The 20,691-nt window shown below is 68.2% G+C and carries 21 protein-coding genes; 14 read left to right on the top strand and 7 right to left on the bottom strand.

What is annotated here, in order from left to right:
* Positions 1–5: 5 nt before the first annotated feature.
* Positions 6–1,322, bottom strand: a complete 1,317-nt coding sequence (locus tag AC5P98_RS14265; protein WP_049419039.1) for a hypothetical protein — start codon at positions 1,320–1,322, stop codon at positions 6–8.
* A gap of 76 nt (positions 1,323–1,398) precedes the next feature.
* On the opposite strand from AC5P98_RS14265, the gene AC5P98_RS14270 reads away from it, so the two are divergent.
* The 9 genes from AC5P98_RS14270 to rnfB all read left to right on the top strand — a co-directional run bounded on the left by AC5P98_RS14270 (position 1,399) and on the right by rnfB (position 10,553).
* Complete coding sequence (locus AC5P98_RS14270) at positions 1,399–2,094, top strand: DUF502 domain-containing protein (RefSeq protein WP_049404662.1); 696 nt, start codon at positions 1,399–1,401, stop codon at positions 2,092–2,094.
* The gene (locus AC5P98_RS14275; protein ID WP_032958685.1) at positions 2,091–2,876 is read left to right on the top strand and encodes a queuosine precursor transporter; all 786 of its coding nucleotides are present in this window, start codon (positions 2,091–2,093) and stop codon (positions 2,874–2,876) included. The genes AC5P98_RS14270 and AC5P98_RS14275 overlap by 4 nt, the downstream gene beginning before the upstream one ends.
* 94 nt (positions 2,877–2,970) lie before the next feature.
* Positions 2,971–4,911 (top strand): DUF885 domain-containing protein, encoded by a 1,941-nt coding sequence (locus AC5P98_RS14280; RefSeq protein ID WP_495230071.1) that lies wholly within the window; start codon positions 2,971–2,973, stop codon positions 4,909–4,911.
* A gap of 16 nt (positions 4,912–4,927) precedes the next feature.
* On the top strand, positions 4,928–5,998 hold the full coding sequence (locus AC5P98_RS14285) for a serine hydrolase domain-containing protein (protein WP_049404666.1): 1,071 nt from the start codon (positions 4,928–4,930) through the stop codon (positions 5,996–5,998).
* Positions 5,995–6,399, top strand: a complete 405-nt coding sequence (gene gloA2 / locus AC5P98_RS14290) for an SMU1112c/YaeR family gloxylase I-like metalloprotein (protein WP_049404668.1) — start codon at positions 5,995–5,997, stop codon at positions 6,397–6,399. Before AC5P98_RS14285 ends, gloA2 begins: the two co-directional genes overlap by 4 nt.
* Before the next feature lie 418 nt (positions 6,400–6,817).
* Positions 6,818–7,261: a DUF2147 domain-containing protein gene (locus tag AC5P98_RS14295; RefSeq protein WP_032958676.1), complete on the top strand. Its 444-nt coding sequence runs from the start codon at positions 6,818–6,820 to the stop codon at positions 7,259–7,261.
* 102 nt (positions 7,262–7,363) lie between these two features.
* Positions 7,364–9,445: a methionine--tRNA ligase gene (gene metG, locus AC5P98_RS14300; protein ID WP_049407883.1), complete on the top strand. Its 2,082-nt coding sequence runs from the start codon at positions 7,364–7,366 to the stop codon at positions 9,443–9,445.
* Positions 9,446–9,523: 78 nt separating this feature from the next.
* The gene (locus AC5P98_RS14305; protein ID WP_032958670.1) at positions 9,524–10,114 is read left to right on the top strand and encodes an HAD family hydrolase; all 591 of its coding nucleotides are present in this window, start codon (positions 9,524–9,526) and stop codon (positions 10,112–10,114) included.
* Positions 10,115–10,139: 25 nt separating this feature from the next.
* Complete coding sequence (gene rnfB, locus AC5P98_RS14310) at positions 10,140–10,553, top strand: Rnf electron transport complex subunit RnfB (RefSeq protein ID WP_014647962.1); 414 nt, start codon at positions 10,140–10,142, stop codon at positions 10,551–10,553.
* Positions 10,554–10,603: 50 nt separating this feature from the next.
* Here the strand turns inward: rnfB and AC5P98_RS14315 are convergent, their stop codons facing one another.
* On the bottom strand, positions 10,604–10,951 hold the full coding sequence (locus AC5P98_RS14315; RefSeq protein WP_005418155.1) for a RidA family protein: 348 nt from the start codon (positions 10,949–10,951) through the stop codon (positions 10,604–10,606).
* Between the two features lie 192 nt (positions 10,952–11,143).
* Here AC5P98_RS14315 and mprF point away from each other — a divergent pair, with 192 nt between their 5' ends.
* Entirely contained in the window at positions 11,144–13,708 is a 2,565-nt protein-coding gene (mprF, locus tag AC5P98_RS14320; protein ID WP_049407881.1) for a bifunctional lysylphosphatidylglycerol flippase/synthetase MprF, read from the top strand.
* A gap of 123 nt (positions 13,709–13,831) precedes the next feature.
* Here the strand turns inward: mprF and AC5P98_RS14325 are convergent, their stop codons facing one another.
* From AC5P98_RS14325 to AC5P98_RS14340, 4 genes are all read right to left on the bottom strand, one after another.
* Positions 13,832–15,178, bottom strand: a complete 1,347-nt coding sequence (locus AC5P98_RS14325) for a virulence factor family protein (RefSeq protein ID WP_049407879.1) — start codon at positions 15,176–15,178, stop codon at positions 13,832–13,834.
* Positions 15,179–15,256: 78 nt separating this feature from the next.
* Complete coding sequence (locus AC5P98_RS14330) at positions 15,257–15,874, bottom strand: DUF998 domain-containing protein (protein ID WP_049419037.1); 618 nt, start codon at positions 15,872–15,874, stop codon at positions 15,257–15,259.
* Positions 15,871–16,044, bottom strand: a complete 174-nt coding sequence (locus AC5P98_RS14335) for an oxidoreductase-like domain-containing protein (protein WP_032958663.1) — start codon at positions 16,042–16,044, stop codon at positions 15,871–15,873. The genes AC5P98_RS14330 and AC5P98_RS14335 overlap by 4 nt, the downstream gene beginning before the upstream one ends.
* 49 nt (positions 16,045–16,093) lie before the next feature.
* A complete protein-coding gene (locus AC5P98_RS14340) occupies positions 16,094–16,696 on the bottom strand; it encodes an HD domain-containing protein (protein ID WP_014647966.1) in 603 nt (200 codons plus the stop codon).
* 229 nt (positions 16,697–16,925) lie between these two features.
* Between AC5P98_RS14340 and AC5P98_RS14345 the strand changes: the two genes are divergently transcribed.
* Complete coding sequence (locus AC5P98_RS14345) at positions 16,926–18,077, top strand: tetratricopeptide repeat protein (RefSeq protein ID WP_049407988.1); 1,152 nt, start codon at positions 16,926–16,928, stop codon at positions 18,075–18,077.
* A gap of 7 nt (positions 18,078–18,084) precedes the next feature.
* Here the strand turns inward: AC5P98_RS14345 and AC5P98_RS14350 are convergent, their stop codons facing one another.
* Positions 18,085–18,420 (bottom strand): zinc ribbon domain-containing protein YjdM, encoded by a 336-nt coding sequence (locus tag AC5P98_RS14350; protein ID WP_049407986.1) that lies wholly within the window; start codon positions 18,418–18,420, stop codon positions 18,085–18,087.
* Positions 18,421–18,612: 192 nt separating this feature from the next.
* On the opposite strand from AC5P98_RS14350, the gene AC5P98_RS14355 reads away from it, so the two are divergent.
* From AC5P98_RS14355 to AC5P98_RS14365, 3 genes are all read left to right on the top strand, one after another.
* Positions 18,613–19,974 (top strand): Hsp70 family protein, encoded by a 1,362-nt coding sequence (locus tag AC5P98_RS14355; RefSeq protein WP_049407984.1) that lies wholly within the window; start codon positions 18,613–18,615, stop codon positions 19,972–19,974.
* Between the two features lie 229 nt (positions 19,975–20,203).
* Positions 20,204–20,497: a YkgJ family cysteine cluster protein gene (locus AC5P98_RS14360; RefSeq protein WP_495230080.1), complete on the top strand. Its 294-nt coding sequence runs from the start codon at positions 20,204–20,206 to the stop codon at positions 20,495–20,497.
* A gap of 11 nt (positions 20,498–20,508) precedes the next feature.
* Positions 20,509–20,691, top strand: a complete 183-nt coding sequence (locus AC5P98_RS14365; protein WP_005410566.1) for a hypothetical protein — start codon at positions 20,509–20,511, stop codon at positions 20,689–20,691.

A 20,691-nucleotide genomic window follows, 5' to 3' on the forward strand; every position in this document is an offset into this window, starting at 1 on the left:
GCTGCTCAGTCGCGCGCAGCAGCGGCCGGGGCGTTCTCCATCACCAGCGGCACCGACAGCCATGGGCTCTCGTCGGTGCTGCGCGACGGTGAACGCCGCGGCACCTGCAGACGGCGGCCATCGGCCGACAGCTGCGGTGCCCGCACCGGCGAGCGGAACTGCGCAGGCAGGCGCTGCAGCGCATCCACCGGATCCTGCGCCTGCTGCCGCAGCCAGCGCTGCGCGCCGATCAGCCGCACCATCGCGGCGGCATCCTGGGTCCGTGACGAATAGGCCGGATAGACCGGGCGGGCAATATCGGTCAACACGCACCCCAGGATGTTCGACAGGCAGCCAAAGTCATGCTGCGGCGGTGCCGGCACCGGCAGCGGGCGATCCGCTTCCAGCGCCGCCATCGCCGCCGCGCCGCAGGCCCAGCCCAGATTGCCCGCCGCGCGCGCCAGGGTGCTGCTGCGATCCAGGACCAGCACCCCGCCGAATTCCTGCGCCGAGGTTTCGATCGCAGCCCGGCTCATCGCGTACTCACCCTGCATCGCACGGCACAGGCTCTGTTCGGCGGCCAGCATCGGCTGCATTGCCTGATCGCATTCCGCTGGCAACGGATGGTCGGCCGGCAGTTCGACCAGCATGTCGGCCAGCAGTTGGGCATTGGCCTGCACCAGGCTGGCACCGATGATGCTCTCCACCAGGTAACTGCCGCCCGTCACCAGCCGCCGGCCCAGCTGAAGCCCCCTGCAACTGCCACGCAGCGCACCGTCGATATCGCCCTGCACATAGGCCAGCGCGCGTGCGCTGGTGGCATCGATCATCAGGCCATAGGTCGGCATCGGCACCAGGATGCCGTCGCCCTTGGGCCGGAATGGCGACACGAAGTGGTCCGCATCGGCCAGCTGGTCCAGGCGCGCATGCAGCTGCTGGTGGCCAGCGTGGGCATCGACGAAGCGCTGCGGGTCGGCGCGCACCTGGCCCAGGCAGTCACTGGCGGTCGGCCCGCAGCTGGCCGCCGGTCGTGATCGCAGCGCGTCATGGTCCTCCGCCAGCTGCGGTCCGGCGCCGCCATTGCCGCGCGGATCGGCCTCCCAACGCTGCACGTCGCGGGCCAGGGCCTGTTCGCGCTGGCGCGCGTCCAGATCGTCGAACGCGAGCGTCCACAGCAGCGCAAAACCGTTGTGGCCGTGGACGGGCAGGCGGGCCTGCAGGCGCTGCTGGGCCTGTCGCCGCGATTCCGGCACCGGCCACATGCGCGAGGCGCACCACACCACGATGGCCAGCACCAGAAGGCCTGCCAAGGTCCAACCCAGTCCGCGCAGAATCTTCAACACAGCTTCCCTTCCATGTGCCGTTGCCGCAGTCGATTCCCCAGCGTAATCGAGCGGCCGTGACCGCTACAATGCGCACATGTCGCTCGAAGCCCCCGCCCTGGTCCCCCGCCCCTCCCTGCAGCGCCTGTTCCTGACCGGCCTGCTGACCCTGCTGCCGATCTGGCTGACCTGGGTCGTGGTCAAGTTCGTGTTCGTGCTGCTGTCGGGCATTTCCAGCCCGTTGGTGGTGCCACTTTCCGAGCAGATCGCGACAAGCTTCCCGCACTACCTTGGCTGGGTGCGGGCCGAGTGGATCCAGAACACCATCGCTCTGCTGGCCACCCTGCTGGTGATCCTGGCGGTGGGCGTGGCCAGCCGCCGCGTGCTGGGCCAGCGCCTGCTGCGCTGGGTCGGCGCGGTCATCAAGCGCATTCCGCTGGCCAGCATCATCTACGACAGCGCCAAGAAGCTGCTGGACATGCTGCAGACCGAACCGGGCAGCACCCAGCGCGTGGTGCTGATCGACTTCCCGCACCGCGACATGAAGTCGGTCGGGCTGGTCACCCGCGTGATCAAGGAACACGGCACCGACCGTGAACTGGCCGCGGTGTACGTGCCAACCACGCCGAACCCGACTTCGGGTTACCTGGAAATCGTGCCGGTGGAACTGCTGACCCCGACCGACTGGACCGTCGACCAGGCCATGAGCTTCATCATTTCCGGCGGCGCCGTCGCGCCGTCCAGCGTTCCGTTCACGCGCGCCGGCGATCGCCCCGGCGATCGCAGCGAATGACCGCGGCGCCGATCGAGCGCCCGTTGCAGGACCGCGCGGTCCTGCTGTTCATCGTGCTGGCTGCGTTCTTCTGCGGCAATGCGGTGCTGGCCGAACTGATCGGAGTGAAGATCTTCGCGCTGGAAGACACCCTCGGCATCGATCCGCTGAACTGGAACCTGTTCGGCCAGACTGGTTCGCTCAGCTTCACCGCCGGCACCCTGCTATGGCCGGTGGTGTTCATCATGACCGACACCATCAACGAGTTCTTCGGCAAGCGCGGCGTGCGCTTCATCTCGTGGCTGGCCGTGGTCCTGATCGCCTATGGCTTCCTGTTCGCCTTCGCGGCGATCTCGCTGGCGCCGGCCAGCTGGTGGATCACCTCCATGGACGGGCACGGCGTGCCGGACTACCAGGCCGCATTCGCAGCGGTGTTCGGCCAGGGCATGTGGACCATCGCCGGTTCACTGGTGGCCTTCCTGCTCGGCCAGCTGATCGACGTGGCGGTGTTCCATCGCATCCGCCAGGCCACCGGCGAGCGCCACGTGTGGCTGCGTGCGACCGGGTCCACCGCGATCTCGCAGGTGGTGGACAGCTTCGTGGTGATCTGGATCGCCTTCGTGCTCGGCCCGCAGCACTGGCCGACCTCGCTGTTCCTGGCCGTCAGCAGCGTCAACTACATCTACAAGATGGGCTTTGCAATTGCCCTGATTCCGCTGCTGTACCTGATGCGGCGTGCGATCACCCGCTATCTGGGCGCAGACAGGGCCGCTGCGCTGCGCGCGGCGGCGGCGGCTGACTGAAGCCCCAGCGGCGGCAAGCTGACTGCGCCTTCACGCTGGCCGTACGCGGCCGGATCGTGCAAGCTCCACGGTCTGTGTTCCACGGAAGCTCCTGATGCCGCATCCCACCCGCGCCCTGGCCGCCGCCATCGCCGCGTTGTTCCTGTTCAGTGCCGTGCCGTCGGCCGAAGCAGCGAAAAAGAAGGCCAGCCGCCCTGCCGCCGCGCAGACCCGCCAGGCTGCCAAGCCCAAGGCCAGGCCCGCCCGCGCCACCGCACCGGCGCGTGGCAGCTCGGCACGCCGCGCCGCGCCGCGTCCGGTCGCGCCGGCCCGTGCCGTACCCAAGCAGGTACAGCTGGAGCGCCTGTACGACGAGTACTGGGATGCCTCGATGCGGTTGAACCCGCTGCAGGCCACCTTCCAGGGCGAATCCCGCTACAACGACCAGCTGCCCAACATCCTGTCCGCCGCCTGGCGCCAGCAGTCGCACGACTTCACCACGCAATGGCTGGGCAAGGTCGAGAAGCTCGGCAGTGATGGCCTGCAGGGCCAGGACCTGCTCAGCTACGAGATCTTCGTGCGCGACGCACGCGCCTCGCTGGCCGCCGAGCGCTACCCGAGCTGGATGATGCCGATCAGCCAGTACTACAACATCGGCAGCATCATGGCGATCCTCGGTGCCGGTGCCGGCGCGCAGCCATTCAACACCGTGCAGGACTACGACACCTGGTCGCGCCGTTCGCTGGGCATTCCCGAACTGTTCGACCAGGCCATCGACAACATGCGCCAAGGCATGAAGGCCGGCGTGGTACAGCCGCGCGACCTGATGGAAAAAGTGCTGCCGCAACTGGATGCGGTGATCAAGCCGACCGCCGAAGAGAGCATCTTCTGGTCGCCGATCCGCACCATGCCCAACACCATCCCGGCCGAGGACAAGGCGCGCATCAGCGCCGAGTACAAGCGCATGATCGAACTGCGCATCATGCCGGCCTATCGCGCCCTGCGCGGCTTCATCGCCACCGAATACCTGCCGGCCACGCGCGCCAGCAGCGGCCTGGGCGCACTGCCCGATGGCCAGGCCTGGTACGCCAGCCTGATCGTGCAGACCACCGCCAGCGACCAGACCGCCGCGCAGCTGCACGCGCTGGGCGAACAACGCGTGCAGGAACTGCAGGCGCAGATCGCCACGGTGATGAAGGATGCCAAGCTGCGCGGCACCCCCACCAAGCTGCTGCGCAGCATGCGCAACGACCGCCAGTTCCAGTACGGCGATGCCAATGCGCTGATCAACCGTTACCGCCAGGTGCAGCAGCAGGTCAACGCACGCCTGCCGCAGGTGCTGGATACCTTGCCCAAGGCGCCGCTGGACGTACGCGCGGTGGAACCGGAGCGTGCGCTCACCGCCGCTGCCGCTGCCTACCAGCCGGCACTGCCCGGGCAATCCGCGGTGCTGTACGTGAACACCCGCGACCTGCCCGGCCGCAAGCGCTGGAACGTGCCGGTGCAGTACCTGCATGAAGCGATCCCCGGCCACCACGTGCAGCTGGGCCTGCAGCAGGAGCTGGCCAAGCTGCCGCGCTTCCGCCGCCTCGGTGGCGATCTCGCCTTCGTCGAAGGCTGGGGCCTGTACGCCGAAACGCTGGGCGAGGACCTGGGCATCTACACCGATCCCTACGACCGCATCGGCTACCTGTACTCGCGCCTGCTGCGCGCCGCCCGCGTGGTGGCCGATACCGGCGTGAATGCCCAGGGCTGGAGCAAGCAGCAGGCTGTCACCTACCTGCAGAAGACCGTGGACATGAGCAGCGACGATGCCAACGCCGAAGTCGAGCGGGTCATGGCCCAGCCTGGCCAGGCACTGTCGAACGTGGCCGGCCTGACCACCATTGTCGCCCTGCGCGACAAGGCCAGGGCGCGCCAGGGCGCCGCCTTCGACCTGCGCCGCTTCCACGCCGAACTGCTGAAGGACGGCTCGATGCCGCTGGACGTGCTGGACAGCAAGATGGAACGCTGGATGGCCCAGCCGGCCAGCGCCACGCCCGCCCCGTCACTCTGAGCCTTCCGGAGCCGCCATGCGTCCTGCCGTCGCCCTGTTCGCCGCCGTGCTGGGCCTGCTGCCGCTGGCCACCGTTGCCGCACCGGTGCTGGCCCCACCGGATGCGGGCATCGACGGCCTGATGCAGGCCTACGACGGCCAGGTGCCCGGCGCCGCCGTACTGGTGCTGCATGACGGCAAACCGGTATTCCGGCGCGGCTATGGCCTGGCGGTGGTGGAGGACGGCACGGCGGTCACCGCGGCCAGCAACTTCCGGCTGGCCTCGGTCAGCAAGCAGTTCACCGCTGCGGCGGTGTTGCTGCTGGTGGAAGATGGCCGGCTCGGGCTGGACCAACCTGCCCGGCAATGGCTGCCCGAACTGCCCCCGGCTGCGGCCGCCATCACCATCCGCCAGCTGCTCTCGCATACCGGTGGCCTGCCCGACTACGAAGACCTGATGGACCCGGCTGATGCTCGGCAGGTGCATGACGCCGATGTGCTGACCCTGCTGTCGCGCCAGGACCGGCTGAACTTCGCGCCCGGCACGCAGTACCACTACAGCAACAGCGGCTATGCGCTGCTGGCACTGATCATCGGCCGCGCCTCCGGCCAGGATTTCGCAGCCTTCCTGCAACAGCGCATCTTCCGCCCGCTGGGCATGGCCCACACCGTGGCCCATCAGGACGGCATCGATACCATCGCCGCACGCGCCTATGGCTACAGCTGGATCGATGGCCGTTGGCAGCGCACCGACCAGAGCACCACCAGCGCCGTGCTCGGCGATGGCGGCATCTATTCCTCGCTGGACGACCTGGCCCGCTGGGATGCGGCGCTGTACGACGACCGCCTGCTGTCGAAGGCCTTGCGCCGCGCGATGTTCAGCCCCGCCACATCGACGCCCGAACCGGATGTACCGCACTACGGGTTCGGCTGGCGGCTGAATGGCCCCGTGCAATGGCACAGCGGCGAGAGCATCGGCTTCCGCAACGTGATCGTGCGCCACCCGGAAAAACACCTGACCGTGATCGTTCTGACCAACCGCAACGACCCCGAACCCTATCCGCTGGCGCTGAAGATCGCCCAGCGCTGGCTGGACACCCTGCAATGACCGCCGATTCCGGTGCCCTGCTGGGCATCCACCACGCCGCACTGATCTGCAGCGACTACGCACGTTCAAAAGACTTCTACGTGCGCATCCTCGGCCTGCGCGTGCTGGCCGAGAACCACCGCGCCGCGCGCGACTCCTGGAAGCTGGACCTGGCCCTGCCCGACGGCGGCCAGCTGGAACTGTTCTCCTTCCCCTCGCCGCCGCCCCGTCCCAGCCGCCCGGAAGCCCAGGGCCTGCGCCACCTCGCGTTCCGGGTGACTGCACTGGAACCCTTCATCCAGCGCCTGGCCGCGCATGGTGTCGCCTGCGAACCGATCCGCGTGGACGAGTACACCGGACGCCGCTTCACCTTCTTCGCCGACCCCGACGACCTTCCGCTGGAGTTGTACGAAGTCGGTTGACGTCCCCGGGGGTCAGATCCCTTTTCCGACGGAAAAGGGATCTTACCCCATCGCCGCCACCGGAAACGTCATCCACGCATGGCATGGATCTGTGTCGACCAAGGTCGACACCCACCAACCGCACCAGCACCGGCAGATCGCCGGAAACTGTCGAAGGCGGGGCATTGTGGGTTTGCGGGGTGTGAGCCGCATGGATGCGGTGACCAAGCCCCCAGGGACGGGTTTACGGCGGCCCCGCAAACCCACAGTGCCCCGCCATCCCTCAGCAAGTCCGCTTTTGCTGTTGCTCCGGCTGTTGCGGCTGCCTCTGCAGGTGCAGGGCGCAGCCCTGCAAAGCCCCCCTTCCCCATACCCCGCCGAATGGGTATACAGTCGACCCATGCCGGCACCGTGCCGGAATGAACCCTGGGAGGGGACCATGCGCAACACCTTCAAGACCCTGCTGCTGGCACTGCCGCTGTGCCTGGCCGCTCTGTCGGCCCAGGCCGCCGACGGCGCCGCCGGCCGCTGGAAGACCATCGACGACAAGACCGGCAAGGTGAAGTCGATCGTCGAGATCAGCCAAGCCGCCAACGGCACCCTGACCGGCAAGGTGGTCGACATCCTGCACTCGGACAAGGGCCCGAACCCGGTCTGCGATGGCTGTGAAGGCGCCAACAGGAACAAGCCGGTGAAGGGCATGACCATCCTCTGGAACCTGAAGGCCGATGGCGCCAACAAGTGGTCCGGCGGCACCATCCTCGACCCGGCCAACGGCAAGACCTACAAGTCGAAGATGGAGCTGCAGCCGGGTGGCACCAGGCTGGACGTGTCCGGCTGCATCGCCTTCATCTGCCGCGCCCAGACCTGGCAGCGCGAATAAGCGCCCCGGCCCCCGCTTCATCCCCGTGACCCGGCCCCGGCCGGGTCACGTCGTTGCGGGCATGCGATACTCTGCGGTTCCCCTCGGCTTCACCCCGCGACCATGACCCGTACCGCGCTCGTCACCACCGCCCTGCCCTACGCCAACGGCCCGCTGCACCTGGGCCACCTGGTCGGCTACATCCAGGCCGACATCTGGGTGCGTGCGCGGCGAATGAGCGGCGGCAAGGCCTGGTTCGTCTGCGCCGACGACACCCACGGCACGCCGATCATGCTGGCCGCGGAAAAGGCCGGGGTCACCCCGGAAACCTTCATCGCCAACATCCAGGCCAGCCACGAACGTGACTTCGCCGCCTTCGGCGTGGCCTTCGACCACTACGACTCGACCAACTCGGCGGCCAACAAGGCACTGACCGAGCAGTTCTACCTGAAGCTGGAAGCGGCCGGCCACATCAGCCGCCGTTCGGTCGCCCAGTTCTACGACCCGGCCAAGGGCATGTTCCTGCCCGACCGCTACGTCAAGGGCATCTGCCCGAACTGCGGCAGCCCCGACCAGTACGGCGACAACTGCGAAGTCTGCGGCGCGACCTATGCACCGACCGACCTGAAGGAGCCGCGTTCGGTCATCTCCGGCGCCACGCCGGAAATGCGCGATTCGGAGCACTTCTTCTTCGAGGTGGGCCACTTCGATGCATTCCTGCGCGAATGGCTGGCCGGCGATGTCGCCCTGCCGGGCGTGAAGGCCAAGCTGGGTGAGTGGCTCAACGCCGAAGGTGGCCTGCGCGCGTGGGACATCTCGCGCGATGCGCCATACTTCGGTTTCCAGATTCCCGGCCAGCCGGGCAAGTACTTCTATGTCTGGCTGGATGCACCGATCGGCTACCTGTCCAGCTTCCAGACCCTGTGCGGCAAGCTCGGCGAGGACTTCGAAGCGCACCTGCGCGCCGGCACCGCCACCGAACTGCACCACTTCATCGGCAAGGACATCGTCAACTTCCACGGCCTGTTCTGGCCGGCGGTGCTGCACGGTACCGGCCACCGCGCGCCGACCCGCCTGCACGTCAACGGCTACCTCACCGTGGACGGTGCCAAGATGAGCAAGTCGCGCGGCACCTTCGTGATGGCGCGTACCTTCCTTGATGCCGGCCTGGAGCCGGAAGCGCTGCGCTACTACTACGCCGCCAAGTCCGGCGGTGGCGTCGACGATCTTGACCTGAACCTGGGTGATTTCATCGCCCGCGTCAACGCCGACCTGGTCGGCAAGTTCGTCAACCTGGCCAGCCGCTGCGCCGGCTTCATCAGCAAGCGCTTCGACGGCCAGCTGGCCGCGCAGCTGCCCGACGCGGCGCAGTACCAGCGCTTCGTCGACGGCCTGGCGCCGATCCGTGAAGCCTACGAGCGCAACGACCCGGCTGCGGCGATCCGCCTGACCATGACCCTGGCCGACGAAGCCAACCGCTACATCGACGACGTCAAGCCGTGGGTCATCGCCAAGCAGGAAGGCGCCGACGCGCAGCTGCAGGCCGTGTGCAGCCAGGGCCTGAACCTGTTCCGCGTGCTGGTCACCGCACTGAAGCCGGTGCTGCCGGCCACCGCCGCGCAGGCCGAGGCCTTCCTGGCCGCGCCGGTCAATGACTGGACCGAACTGGCACAGCCGCTGCTGGGCCACCGCATCACCGACTACACCCCGCTGTTCACCCGTATCGACCCGAAGAAGATTGACGCCATGATCGACGCCTCCAAGGACACCCTGCAGCCGGCCGCTGCCGCCGCCCCCGCCGCCACGACCGACGCCGCCAAGCCGGCCACACCGGCCCCGGCCAAGGACGGCGCGAAGAGCGCCGATGCTCCGGCCTATATCGGCATCGACGATTTCGCCAAGCTCGACCTGCGCATCGGCAAGGTGCTGGTGTGCGAGTTCGTGGAAGGTTCGGACAAGCTGCTGCGCTTCGAACTGGATGCCGGCGAACTGGGCAAGCGCCAGATCTTCTCCGGCATCCGTGGCAGCTACGGCGAGCCGGAAGCCCTGGTCGGTCGCAGCGTGGTGTTCATCGCCAACCTGGCCCCGCGCAAGATGCGCTTCGGCCTGAGCGAAGGCATGATCCTGTCGGCCGGTTTCGACGGTGGCGCGCTGGCGCTGCTGGACGCCGACAGCGGCGCGCAGCCGGGCATGCCGGTCCGCTGATGCCTGCAGCGGGCGCGGCCACCGCCGCGCCTGCCGGCAGCATCGGCCAGCGGAGGCAACGCGATGGGAAGCAATGGAATGGAACTGGCGCTGTTCGACTTCGACCACACCGTGACCACCTGCGATACCTATGGCCGTTTCCTGCGCCGCGTGGCCACCGCCGAACAGCTGGCGCAGGCGTGGTGGAAGGTCGGCCCGTGGCTGGCCGCATACAAGCTGAAACTGATCTCGGCCGAACGCATCCGTGCACGCGTCACCCGTCTGACCTTCAGCAACCGCCACAGCGATGACATCGCCACGCTGGCCGCAGGCTTCTCGCGTGAGTTCCTGCCCGAGGTGGTGCGCCCGGAAATGCTGGAGCAGATCCGCTGGCACAGGGAACAGCAGCATACCGTGGTGATCGTGTCCGGCTCGCTGGACCTGTACCTGCGGCCATGGTGCGAGCAGCTGGGCCTTCAGTTGATCTGCAACCGGCTGGAAAGCCAGGACGGCCGCCTGACCGGTCGCTATGCCGGTGGCGACTGCGGCCCGCGCAAGGTCGAGCACATCCGTCGCCAGTTCGATCTGTCCCGCTACGTGCGTATCCATGCCTACGGTGACAGTTCCGAAGACAAGCCGATGCTGGCGCTGGCCCACGAGCGCTGGTTCCGTGGCAAACCCCTGAAGTAACCCCGACGCGCAGCCTTCGCCACGCATGAGCCTGATACCGCCCCTGACCGAACGCCTCGACCGCCTGCTGCCGCAGACCCAATGCGGGCAGTGCGGCTACGACGGCTGCCGCCCGTATGCGCAGGCGATGGCGCGCGGCGAGGTGGGCGTGGACCGCTGCCCGCCGGGCGGCGATGCCGGCGCGCGCGCGCTGGCGCAGGTACTGGGCGTGCCTGCCATTCCGTTTGATCGTTCGCGTGGCGAACACAAGGTGCCGCAGGTGGCGCTGATCGTGGAAGCCGACTGCATCGGCTGCACCAAGTGCATCCAGGCCTGCCCGGTGGACGCCATCGTCGGCGGCGCCAAGTACATGCACACGGTCATTGCCGATCTGTGCACCGGTTGCGAACTGTGCATTCCGCCGTGCCCGGTGGACTGCATCGAGTTGCTGCCCCTGTAACAGGGGTCGGATCCCTTTCCGCGGGAAAGGGATCCGACCCCATCCCGCAGTTACGGCACGGCCGCCGTCACCACGATCTCGACCTTCCACTCGGCGTGGGCCAGCTTGGCTTCGAAGGTTGCGCGGGCCGGGGTCGCGCCCTCGACCACCCACTCGTCCCACGCCTTGTTCATGCCGTCGAAGTCGGCGATATCGGCCAGGAACACTTCCGCGCGCAGCACGTGCTGGCGATCACTGGCGACCAGTGCCAGCAGCTTGTCGATCTCCGCCAGCACCTGCCGGGTCTGCCCGGTGATGTCCTGGCTGGTGTCTTCCGGAATCTGGCCGGAGAGGTAGGCGACCTTGTTGTACACGGTCATTTCGGACATGCGCGGTCCGACGTCGTAACGCTCCATCATGGGCGTGGCTCCTGCGGGTGATCAGGCCTGCATTGTCCTCCAATCCGGTCGACGGTGGGTGCACGGGCACCTTCCGCGACACGTCACTACCGGGCTCCGACGGTCCCACTGGTCAAATGACGATGACAGGCGCACGATGCGCCACGCCCGCGTTGACACCGCCCTCGCCCCTCCTGCCGCACCCTTGCGCCGATGACCGTCCCCGTCGATTCCACCACTGCCCCTTCCACGCCAGCCTGGAAGCGGGTTGCCACCATCGTCATCCCGCTGCTGATCCTCGCCCTGGCCCTGCACGGCCTGGCCAACGAGTTCGACGAGCACGGCTACCGGGCCATCCGCCAGGCGTTCCGCCAGCTCAGTGGCATGCAGATCGCGCTCACCGTGGTACTCGGCCTGGCCAGTTACGCCTGCCTGATCGGCTTCGATGCCATCGGCCTGCGTCGCAGCGGCATCCGCGTGCACCCTGCGCGAGTCGGCATCACCGCGTTCCTTGCGCACACGCTGGGCCAGACCGTGGGCTTTGCCGCGTTGACCGGCGGCGCGGTGCGCCTGCGTGGCTACCGCAGCGCCGGCCTGGACCTGGCGCAGATCGGCCAGGTGGTGCTGATGAGCACGCTCGGTTTCGTGTTCGGGGCATGGCTGCTGATCAGCGTGGCACTGTGCATGGAACCTGCAGCGGCAGCGTTGGCATTGCCATTGAATCCCGATGCCGTGCGCATCGTCGGCATCGTCGCCCTGCTCGCATATCTCGGCACCGTGCTGCTGGTCGGCCGCGATGGACGGCAGTTCAGCGTGTTCGGCCATGCGTTGTGGCTGCCCGACCGCCGTACCATGATCGGCGTCACCGTGCTGAGCGTGATCGAACTGGTGCTGGCCAGTGCCGCGTTCTACGTGCTGCTGCCGGACTCCACGCCGACCGGACTGCCCGGCTTCGTCGGCCTGTACCTGGTGGCCGTGCTGGCCGGCCTGGTCTCGACCGTGCCCGCCGGCCTTGGCGTGTTCGAGTGGAGCCTGCTGAAGCTGTTACCGCAGGTGGCACCGGCGGCGGTGCTGGCAGCGGCGCTGATCTACCGCGTCACCTACTACGTGCTGCCGCTGGTGCTGGCCACCCTGCTCGCGCTCGCGCCCGCCCTGCGTCAGCCACTGCAGGCCAGCGCCGGGGCAACCCGTGCGGGCTGGAACGCGCTGCGCCCGTGGCTGCCGCAGATCATCGCGCTGGCGGTGTTCAGCATCGGCGCCGCACTGGTCATCGACGGCACGCTGCCGACGCCACGCCGTCACCTGGTCAATGCCTCGCTGCCGATCCTGGAGACCTCGCACCTGATCGGCAGCCTCAGCGGCGTCGCACTGCTGCTGATCGGCCAGGGCCTGGCCCGGCGCAGCCACGCCGCGTGGGTGCTGGCGATGGCGGTGTGCGTGATCACCCCGCTGCCGCTGTGGCTGCGGGGTGGCCAACTGTTGATCGCCGTCTCGGCAGTGCTGGTGGCGATGGCACTGTGGGCCGCACGTCGCGAGTTCTACCGCCAGGGCGCGCTGCTGGACGAAGCCTGGTCATGGCCATGGCTGCGCAACCTCGGCCTGGTGCTGGTCGCGGTCACCTGGCTGCTGTTCTTCACCTACAGCCATGTCGAGTACCAGAACGAGCTGTGGTGGCAGTTTGCGATATCCGGCAACGCACCACGCGCGCTGCGCGCGTTGCTGGTCGTGGCGATCGCGCTGGTGATGTTCGGCCTGGCGCGGCTGCTGCACAGCACGCGCAGCCCGCTGCCAGCCGCCGACGAGGCCACGCTGCAATCACTGGCGCCGGTACTGGCCGGTGCCACCGATACCCAGGCCTGCCTGGTGCTGACCGCCGACAAGGCGGTGCTGCGCGACGAGGCGAAACAGGGCTTCGTGATGATGCAGCGCTACGGCGGTTCGCTGATCGCGATGGGCGATCCGGTCGGCCCGCCGGAGGTCGCCCGCGCATTGATCTGGCGCTTCCGCGAGGAAGCCGACCGGCTCGGCCTGCGCCCGGTGTTCTACCAGGTCGGCGAGTCCTACTGGCAGACCTACCTCGACCTGGGCCTGGGCCTGGTCAAGCTGGGCGAAGAAGCGATGGTGCCGCTGCACGATTTCGGCCTGGAAGGCCGCGAACGTGCGGACCTGCGCCAGGCCTGGAACCGGGGCAAGCGCGGCGGCCTGTCCTTCCGTGTGGCACCGGTGGAGGAAATTCCCAGCCTGCTGCCGCGCCTGCACGCGATCTCCAACGCGTGGCTGGAAGACAAGGCCGGCGACGAAAAGGGCTTTTCGCTCGGCAGCTACGACCCGGATTACCTGGTGCGGTTCCCGGTGGCACTGGTGGAGGCCGAAGGCCAGATCGTGGCGTTCGCCAACCTGTGGCAGGCGCCGGCCGGTGCCGAGCTGTCGGTGGACCTGATGCGCCACGTCAACGAGGCGCCGAAGGGGACGATGGACTTCCTCTTCATCGAACTGTTCCTGTGGGGCCGCGCGCAGGGCTATGCACGCTTCTCGCTGGGCATGGCGCCACTGTCCGGGCTGGTACAGCATCGCCTGGCCGGCCGCTGGAACCGCCTGGCCGGCCTGCTGGCGCGGCATGGCGAACGCTTCTACGGCTTCAGTGGCCTGCGCCGCTTCAAGTCGAAGTTCGACCCGCAGTGGCGGCCACGCTATCTCGCTGCGCCGGGCGGCATGCACCTGCCGGCCGCACTGCTGGATGCCACGCGCCTGATCTCGCTGGACCCGCGGCGCAACTGAAGCCCCGCACCACCAGGCATACCCGGCGCCACCTGTCGCCCGGTAGGTGTCGACCTTGGTCGACACGCTCATCCCAAGGCGCCCTCAGCCCCAGCGCCGACCAAGGTCGGCGTCTACCAAGCGCTACATACCGCCCTTGAGGATCACCTCGGCCAGCCGATCATAGTCACCACCGAAATGGTGGTCACCCGGCAGCTTCACCTTCTTCACACCGTCATTGGCCGGCAGGTCCGGGCACAGTGCGTCCTCATCCTTGTCGCCGTACACGCACAGCGTTTTCTCCGCCGGCAGTCTGGCCACTTCCGGCGCGATCGGCAGGCCGTCGCCGCCGCCGCCCAGCCAGTTGCTGACGTGGAACTCGAAGTCGGCCTTCTTGCCTACCGACAGCAGCACGATGCGATCCAGCGCTGCACGGGTATCGGCATCGAGCTGGTTGATGGTCGCCGGCAGCACGTCGGCCCCCTGCGAGAAACCGATCAGCATCACCTTGTCGCGGTGCCACTGCTGGCGGTAGTGATCGATGATCTTCTGCAGGTCAGCAGCGAAGCCCTTCGGCGTGCGCTCGCTCCAGAAGTAGCGCAGCGAGTCGATGCCGACCACGGCCACGCCGTGCTCGTTGAGCGACGACGCCACGTCCTTGTCCAGGCCGGCCCAGCCACCATCACCGGAGACGAACACGGCCAGCGTGTCGCCGTTGCCGGTCGCCGGTACTTCCACCACCGGCAGGCCCTTCAGCGCGGCCGGCGGCGGTGCCAGGCTGACGCCTGCCTGCGCACCCATCACCCGCGCTGCAGCCACCAGGCCCGGTGAGGCATCACCACGCGCCGTGCGCTTGAACTCGCGCGCCATCGCCACCTGCTGCACGAAACCGCTGGCCTCGCCCGCCTTGCAGCCGTGATCACCGGCTGCACTCAACCACGGGAAGTTCAGTTCGGCGGGTTGCAGCGTGTTGCGCTTCACGCCATCGCCGCAGACCATGCGCTCGTGGTTGTGGTCCGGGCAGAAACCAGTGGTGAGCAGGCCGGCGAACACCTGCGTATCGGCCTGCGCAGCCAGCGCATAGGCCATTTCAGCGCCTTCGCCATCGCCGCCGACCAGCGGCAGGTGGTACCCGGGCAGATGCAGCGAGGCCTGCAGCCAGCGCGAGAAATTCTCGACATCGCCGGAACCGAACGAACAGGTCGGGTTGCCTTCGCGCTTGAGCACGCCGCGCAGGTGCGCGATGTCCACGGCGGCGACCATCGCACCGTCGGCACGCAGGGCCTCGATCGGCAGACGGCTGGTATCGCCACCGGGAGTCGGTTCGTGGAACCAGATCACCACCCGCTGCGGGGTACCGGCCGGCATATGCACCGGAATCTGTTCGAACCGCCCGTGGCTGAACTGCTGCACGGTCGCTGCCGCGGTTGCCGGCAGTGCGGCCAGCGCCAGCACCACGCCCATTACCCTGCCCAGCCCTGCACGCTTCATATCGCAGCCCCGATGGAATGCGCACACGATACGCTGCCTCCACGTGCACGGCACGTACCGGTGCAGGCCGTTGGGGTTTCAGCAGGCTGCGGCGCGACGACTGCGCCGATACAGCGCCAGCGCCAGATACAGCAGCCAGCCCACGATCACCACGATCACCACTTTCTGCCCCAGCCCGCGCGGCGGCCCGCTACGCCACAGCACGTGCAGCCACAGCAGCACGAAGGCCAGCCAGGCCCAGCCCCAGAGCAGGCCGGCGGCGGATTGCCAGCCCGGTTCGCGGCGCAGGTACCAGGCCTGCAGCAGCATGCCGACGCTGGCACACAGGAACGCAGTGTTGGCCGCCAACCCGTGGATGAACGGTGCCAGCAGCGGGGTTGCTTCGGGCAGCCAGCTGTCACCGATGGCGACCGTGGCCAGGCCCAGCGCCGAGACCGTGAACAGCAGCGGCGCCGCCGCGCTGCGCCGCGGACCGATGCTGCCGCGATAAAGGGCGATGCCGAGCAGGGTGATCGCCAGTGCCAGCAGGCAGTACGCCGCACGCAACGCCAGCCCCCACGGCCCGTGCAGGTAGAGGCTGAGCGTGGCCCGCACCCAGTCCAGGTCGGTGCGTGCGAACTGGGTCCACAGCGCGGTAACCAGGAACAGAACCAGGGCTGCCAGCGCCAGCAGCGCCGCCGGACGCGCGCGGCTCATGCGGAGGCTTCCGGGTGCCGCGCCTGCCATTCGGCCAACGCCTTGCGATAGCGCTGCAGCTCGTCGGCATACAGGTCCAGCACGCACAGCGGGCAACCGCTGCCACAGCATTCGTTGGGACCGGGCTCTTCCGGCGGCAGCGGACGGGGATCGGGATCAGGGACGGACACGGTTGGAAGCGGCAATCGGTGGAAACGGGCCCCAGTGTAGCGGGCTGGCTCAGCGACCCAGCTGCCGCCGCAGGTTGTCGCGCGCGGCCGCGTCGAGGCGCTGGTGGAAGAACTCGCTGAGGAAGATGCGCGGTGCGCGCAGCAGGCCCTGCAGGAAACGGCGGCGGCCAGCGCGATACAGGAAGCCCGGCACCACGCCCTTGTACTCTTCGGCCACGCCCCGGTCATAGGCGGTGAACACCGGTTCCGGCGCGGCCAGGATCGCCATGTCGCAGTCCAGGAACAGCGCGGCCTCGGCATCGACATCGTCCGGGCCGAGCGCGCCATGGCGGGCGGTCAGCAGGATCAGCTGCTCGACCCGGGCGGCATCGACAGCGGCGAGTTCCGGCGCCTGTGTGATCGCCTGCAGGGCCATCTGCGCCGAACGTGCTTCGTTGTCCTTTCGCCCCGCCACGTAGATCGCATCGTGGTAGAGCACGGCCAGGTAGACCTCGGCCGGCTGCTGCCAGCCGGGGCCGTCGGCAACCTCCTGGCAGTGCTGCAGCACCGCGCGCACGTGGCCGAAGTGATGGTAGGCGCGTGGTGGCGTTGCATAGCTGTCCTGCAGCGCCTGCCACTGCGCCGGAGCGAGCGTCAGCGGGGAAAAGTCCATGCCCGGATCATCCCGCCTGCGCGGTTGACGGGCAAGCTGTCGCTTTTTTCACCACGTCCTCACAACGCCCTTCGCACTAGGCCGCAACGCGGTTGTCCACAGCTTTCCCGAGCGCTGGTCCACACCGGTTGTGGATGAACCTGCGGACCGACCAACGGTCGCTGCAGCGGTGCGCGCACAGGTCTACACTCGCCTCAGGCGGGAGCGCCCGCCGCTGCCGGGAGCCGTCATGTACCGTCCTGCCGCCCGATTCGTTCTGCTCGCACTGGCCGCATTGGCAGCACCGTCCGCGATCGCACAGGATCATCCGGGAACGGCCGCGCCGCTGGCCGTTGCCAGCACCACCACTCCGGCGATGCCGACGCCGCAGCAGGTGTTCGCGATTCCACCGGCGATGCGCGACATGCTGCGCACGCAGGTGATCAATCACGGTTACTCCCGCGAGCAGCGCCTGCAGGCGCTGGTGGAGATGATCTTCGACCGCCACGGCCTGGACCTGCAGTACGACGCCGATGCGACCTTCACCGTCAGCGAGATCTGGCAGCAGCGGCGCGCCAACTGCCTGGCCTTTACCCTGATGTTCGTCGCGCTGGCACGCGAAGCCGGCATCCAGGCACGCGTGCAGGAAGTCGGCCAGGTCGTGTCGTGGTACCAGGACCAGGCCCAGGGCCTGGTCTACAGCGTCGGCCACGTCAATGCCGGGGTCGGCTTCGCCGGCCGCTTCGCCACCGTCGATCTGGATCGCAACGTGCTGTACGACCGCCGCGGGCCGCTGCCGATCAGCCAGGCACGGGCATTGGCACACTTCTACAACAACCGCGGCGCCGAACGCATGGCCAGCGGCGATCTGGTGGGTGCACGCACCTTCTTCAATGCCGCGCTGGCACAGGACAACAGCTTCGCCGCCACCTGGAACAACCTGGGCGTGCTGGAAAACCGTACGGGCGATACCGCCGCCGCGCGCCGGGCATTGGAAACGGCGCTGCGACTGGACGGCCGCCAGAACGCTGCACTGACCAACGCCAGCGCGCTGTACCGGAAGCTGGGCATGATCATGCAGGCGCAGGCGCTGGAGCAGCGCCTGCAGTCGGTGCAGCGCGAGGATCCGTTCGCGCAGTACATGCTCGGCGCCGAGGCCGAACGCGCCGGCCGACTGGATCAGGCGATCCGCTATTACCGGCAGGCCGTGCGCCTGTACGACACCGCACACCAGTTCCACTTCGGGCTGGCGCGGGCCTATTTCCTGGCCGGCCAGCTCAAGCGCGCCGATCGTGAACTGCTGCGCGCGCAGGCGCTGGGCGGTGCCCCGCAGCAGGCGCGCTACCAGGCCAAGCTGGACAGCCTGGCCCGCTGGCGCGCACAGCAGCAGGCCAGGCGCTGAAGGCCGGTCAGGCCTTCTTGAGGAAGCAGGTCTTCAGGACCAGGCCCTTGATCTTCTCCGAGTTGCCTTCGATGTGCTCGGCATCGTCCTCGACCAGGCGGATGTTGCGGATCACGGTGCCCTGCTTGAGCGGGATCGAGGAACCCTTCACCTTCAGGTCCTTGATCACGGTGACGGTGTCACCGGCCTGCAGGGTATTGCCGTTGCTGTCACGCACGACCAGGGTCGAACCGGCACTTTCCTCGGCGGTCCATTCGAAGCCGCAGTCGGCGCAGATCCACAGCGCGCCATCGGCATAGGTGTTTTCCAGGGTGCACTGCGGGCAGGCGGGGACAGAAGACATCAGCAAGTACCTCAAAGTGAATCAACAGCCGCCATTGTAACCGCCCGGCTCGCCTGCCCTTTTCCGGGCGGCGCCCGGCCCCCGGCTTGACCCGATCCGGCCTCCCGGTACGGAATGGGAGGCCGCAGGAACTTGCAGTCGGCGGCGAACTGCAGCAGAGTGCGCGGCCCCTGATCGCCCCCGGAACTCCCCATGCGCCTCGGCATCGACTTCGGTACCAGCAACTCCGCCGCCGCCATCGTGCATGAGGGAACACTGCTGCCGATCCGCTTCGGCGACGCCGAGCAGTTCCGCACCAGCGTGTACTTCCCCGGCGTGGTGCCCGACCCGGACGACTTCCAGCTCGACGACGGCCAGGAACACCAGCTGCAGCAGATGATCGACAGCGCCGCGCGCGCGGCGCGCGCCGCCGGCCAGGAACGCACGCCGCAGGCGCTGCGCCGCGAAGCCCTGCGCGCGCTGCGCCGGGAATGGATGGAAGCCCGCGCCGGCAAGGAACGCAGCGCCAACGACCTGCTGCAGAACGCGGTCTACGGCGACGAAGCGCTGGAAGCCTATTTCGAGGAACACGAAGGCAACCTGGTGCAGAGCCCGAAGTCGATGCTCGGCTACAACCTGCACCCGCGCGCGAAGCAGACCATCACCGGCATCGCCGCGCACATCCTCGAACACATCCGCCTGACCGCCAGTGCCCAGCTCGGCCGGCCGCTGCGCGCCGCCCTGCTCGGGCGCCCGGTGCAGTTCCGCAGTTCGATCGGCGCAGCCGGCAACGACCAGGCGCTGGACATCCTGCGTGAAGCGGCCACCCAGGCCGGCTTCGACCAGGTTGATTTCCTCGAGGAGCCAGCCGCGGCGGCCATGCATTACCACGCCGAAAGCCGCGAGCGGCACCAGGCGGTGATCGTCGATATCGGCGGCGGCACCACCGACATCGCCCATGCCGAAGTCGGCGGCGACGACGCCCCGCGCATCCACCGCGCCTGGGGTATCGCCCGCGGCGGTACCGACATCGATCTGGCGCTGAGCCTGTCCAGCTACATGCCGCTGTTCGGCCGCGGCATCACCCGCGTGCCGGCCCACCACTACGTGGAAGCGGCCACCGTGCAGGACATGACCCGCCAGCGCGAATTCCGCCTGCACAAGTACGACCATGTCGACGCGCCCTGGGGCGACCGCCTGCAGGCCCTGCAGGACACCGGCAACACCGCCCGCCTGTACCGTGACGTCGAACGCGCCAAAATCGCCCTCAGCGCTGCCAGCGAGCACCGCAGCACGCTGGACTACATCGCCCGCGACCTGCATGCCGACAGCAGCGCCGACGGCCTGGCCGCCGCCGCCCATGGCTACCTGGAGCAGATCCGCGAGCTGCTGGCCCAGGTCCGCAGCGACATCGGCGGCGACCCGGATGCCGTGTTCCTGACCGGTGGCATGTCCCGCGCCGGCTACCTGCGCCAGGCGGTGGCGGCCGCCTTCCCGGGCGCCCGCATGGTCCACGGCGAGCCCTCGCTGGGCGTGGTCCAGGGCCTTGCGCTGGCGGCAGCCAGCCAGGATTAACAAAACGTTACGCGGTCTAAGTTACTCTTGGTCGGCTAGAACCCTGCTGCCCCTTCCACCGGCCATGCCGGTGTGTGTCCACGGTGCAGCCTGGCCCGCCCAGCGGGCCTAGCGGCCATGCCTTCCTGGCTCGTTCATGGTCCGCGCAGCACCTGAGCCGCCATTGAGACCCGCTTTGGGCACCCGCCAGGCCCCTGAGGCCTTACAACCTGACGCAGCACCTGCACCCATCGACTGCCGCCGTTGTGACGCGGTCTGTTGCCGGTTGCCCGTGCTGCTGCAGCCTGGCGACCACGTGCCCGGCCAGTTCCTGTCACGCGACACCCACGGCCGTGCCGTGATGGCGCGCAACGAGGAAGGCTGGTGCGCGGCGATCGATCCCTATCACCTGCGCTGCACGATCTATTCGCAGCGCTCGGCGATCTGCCGCCAGTTCTCGATGGGCGGCGATGACTGCCGCCGCGAGCGGCAGGACTACCTGCGCCAGGCCGATGCCTGGGCGCTTTCCTCCCCTTCCACCTGACAGGAGCAACCATGCCCCGCAAGGCAAAGACCCCCGCGAAGGCCAGCAACAGCATCCGCAGCGAACGCAAGGGCGCGGCCGCCAGCACCGTGGTCAGCAGCGATTCGATCGCTTCGGACCTGGCAGCGTTCCGCAAGGCCGGTGGCAAGATCGAAGTCCTCGGCACTACCTGGGCGCTGAAGAAAGCCAGCTGA

The organism is Stenotrophomonas sp. YJH_SMC_135 (assembly GCF_059372355.1).

Coding starts and splice junctions, on each gene's coding strand:
- AC5P98_RS14270 (WP_049404662.1), top strand. CDS start 1,399: ATGTCGCTCGAAGCCCCCGCCCTGGTCCCCCGCCCCTCCCTGCAGCGC.
- AC5P98_RS14275 (WP_032958685.1), top strand. CDS start 2,091: ATGACCGCGGCGCCGATCGAGCGCCCGTTGCAGGACCGCGCGGTCCTG.
- AC5P98_RS14280 (WP_495230071.1), top strand. CDS start 2,971: ATGCCGCATCCCACCCGCGCCCTGGCCGCCGCCATCGCCGCGTTGTTC.
- AC5P98_RS14285 (WP_049404666.1), top strand. CDS start 4,928: ATGCGTCCTGCCGTCGCCCTGTTCGCCGCCGTGCTGGGCCTGCTGCCG.
- gloA2 (WP_049404668.1), top strand. CDS start 5,995: ATGACCGCCGATTCCGGTGCCCTGCTGGGCATCCACCACGCCGCACTG.
- AC5P98_RS14295 (WP_032958676.1), top strand. CDS start 6,818: ATGCGCAACACCTTCAAGACCCTGCTGCTGGCACTGCCGCTGTGCCTG.
- metG (WP_049407883.1), top strand. CDS start 7,364: ATGACCCGTACCGCGCTCGTCACCACCGCCCTGCCCTACGCCAACGGC.
- AC5P98_RS14305 (WP_032958670.1), top strand. CDS start 9,524: ATGGAACTGGCGCTGTTCGACTTCGACCACACCGTGACCACCTGCGAT.
- rnfB (WP_014647962.1), top strand. CDS start 10,140: ATGAGCCTGATACCGCCCCTGACCGAACGCCTCGACCGCCTGCTGCCG.
- AC5P98_RS14315 (WP_005418155.1), bottom strand. CDS start 10,951: ATGATGGAGCGTTACGACGTCGGACCGCGCATGTCCGAAATGACCGTG.
- mprF (WP_049407881.1), top strand. CDS start 11,144: ATGACCGTCCCCGTCGATTCCACCACTGCCCCTTCCACGCCAGCCTGG.
- AC5P98_RS14325 (WP_049407879.1), bottom strand. CDS start 15,178: ATGAAGCGTGCAGGGCTGGGCAGGGTAATGGGCGTGGTGCTGGCGCTG.
- AC5P98_RS14330 (WP_049419037.1), bottom strand. CDS start 15,874: ATGAGCCGCGCGCGTCCGGCGGCGCTGCTGGCGCTGGCAGCCCTGGTT.
- AC5P98_RS14340 (WP_014647966.1), bottom strand. CDS start 16,696: ATGGACTTTTCCCCGCTGACGCTCGCTCCGGCGCAGTGGCAGGCGCTG.
- AC5P98_RS14345 (WP_049407988.1), top strand. CDS start 16,926: ATGTACCGTCCTGCCGCCCGATTCGTTCTGCTCGCACTGGCCGCATTG.
- AC5P98_RS14350 (WP_049407986.1), bottom strand. CDS start 18,420: ATGTCTTCTGTCCCCGCCTGCCCGCAGTGCACCCTGGAAAACACCTAT.
- AC5P98_RS14355 (WP_049407984.1), top strand. CDS start 18,613: ATGCGCCTCGGCATCGACTTCGGTACCAGCAACTCCGCCGCCGCCATC.
- AC5P98_RS14365 (WP_005410566.1), top strand. CDS start 20,509: ATGCCCCGCAAGGCAAAGACCCCCGCGAAGGCCAGCAACAGCATCCGC.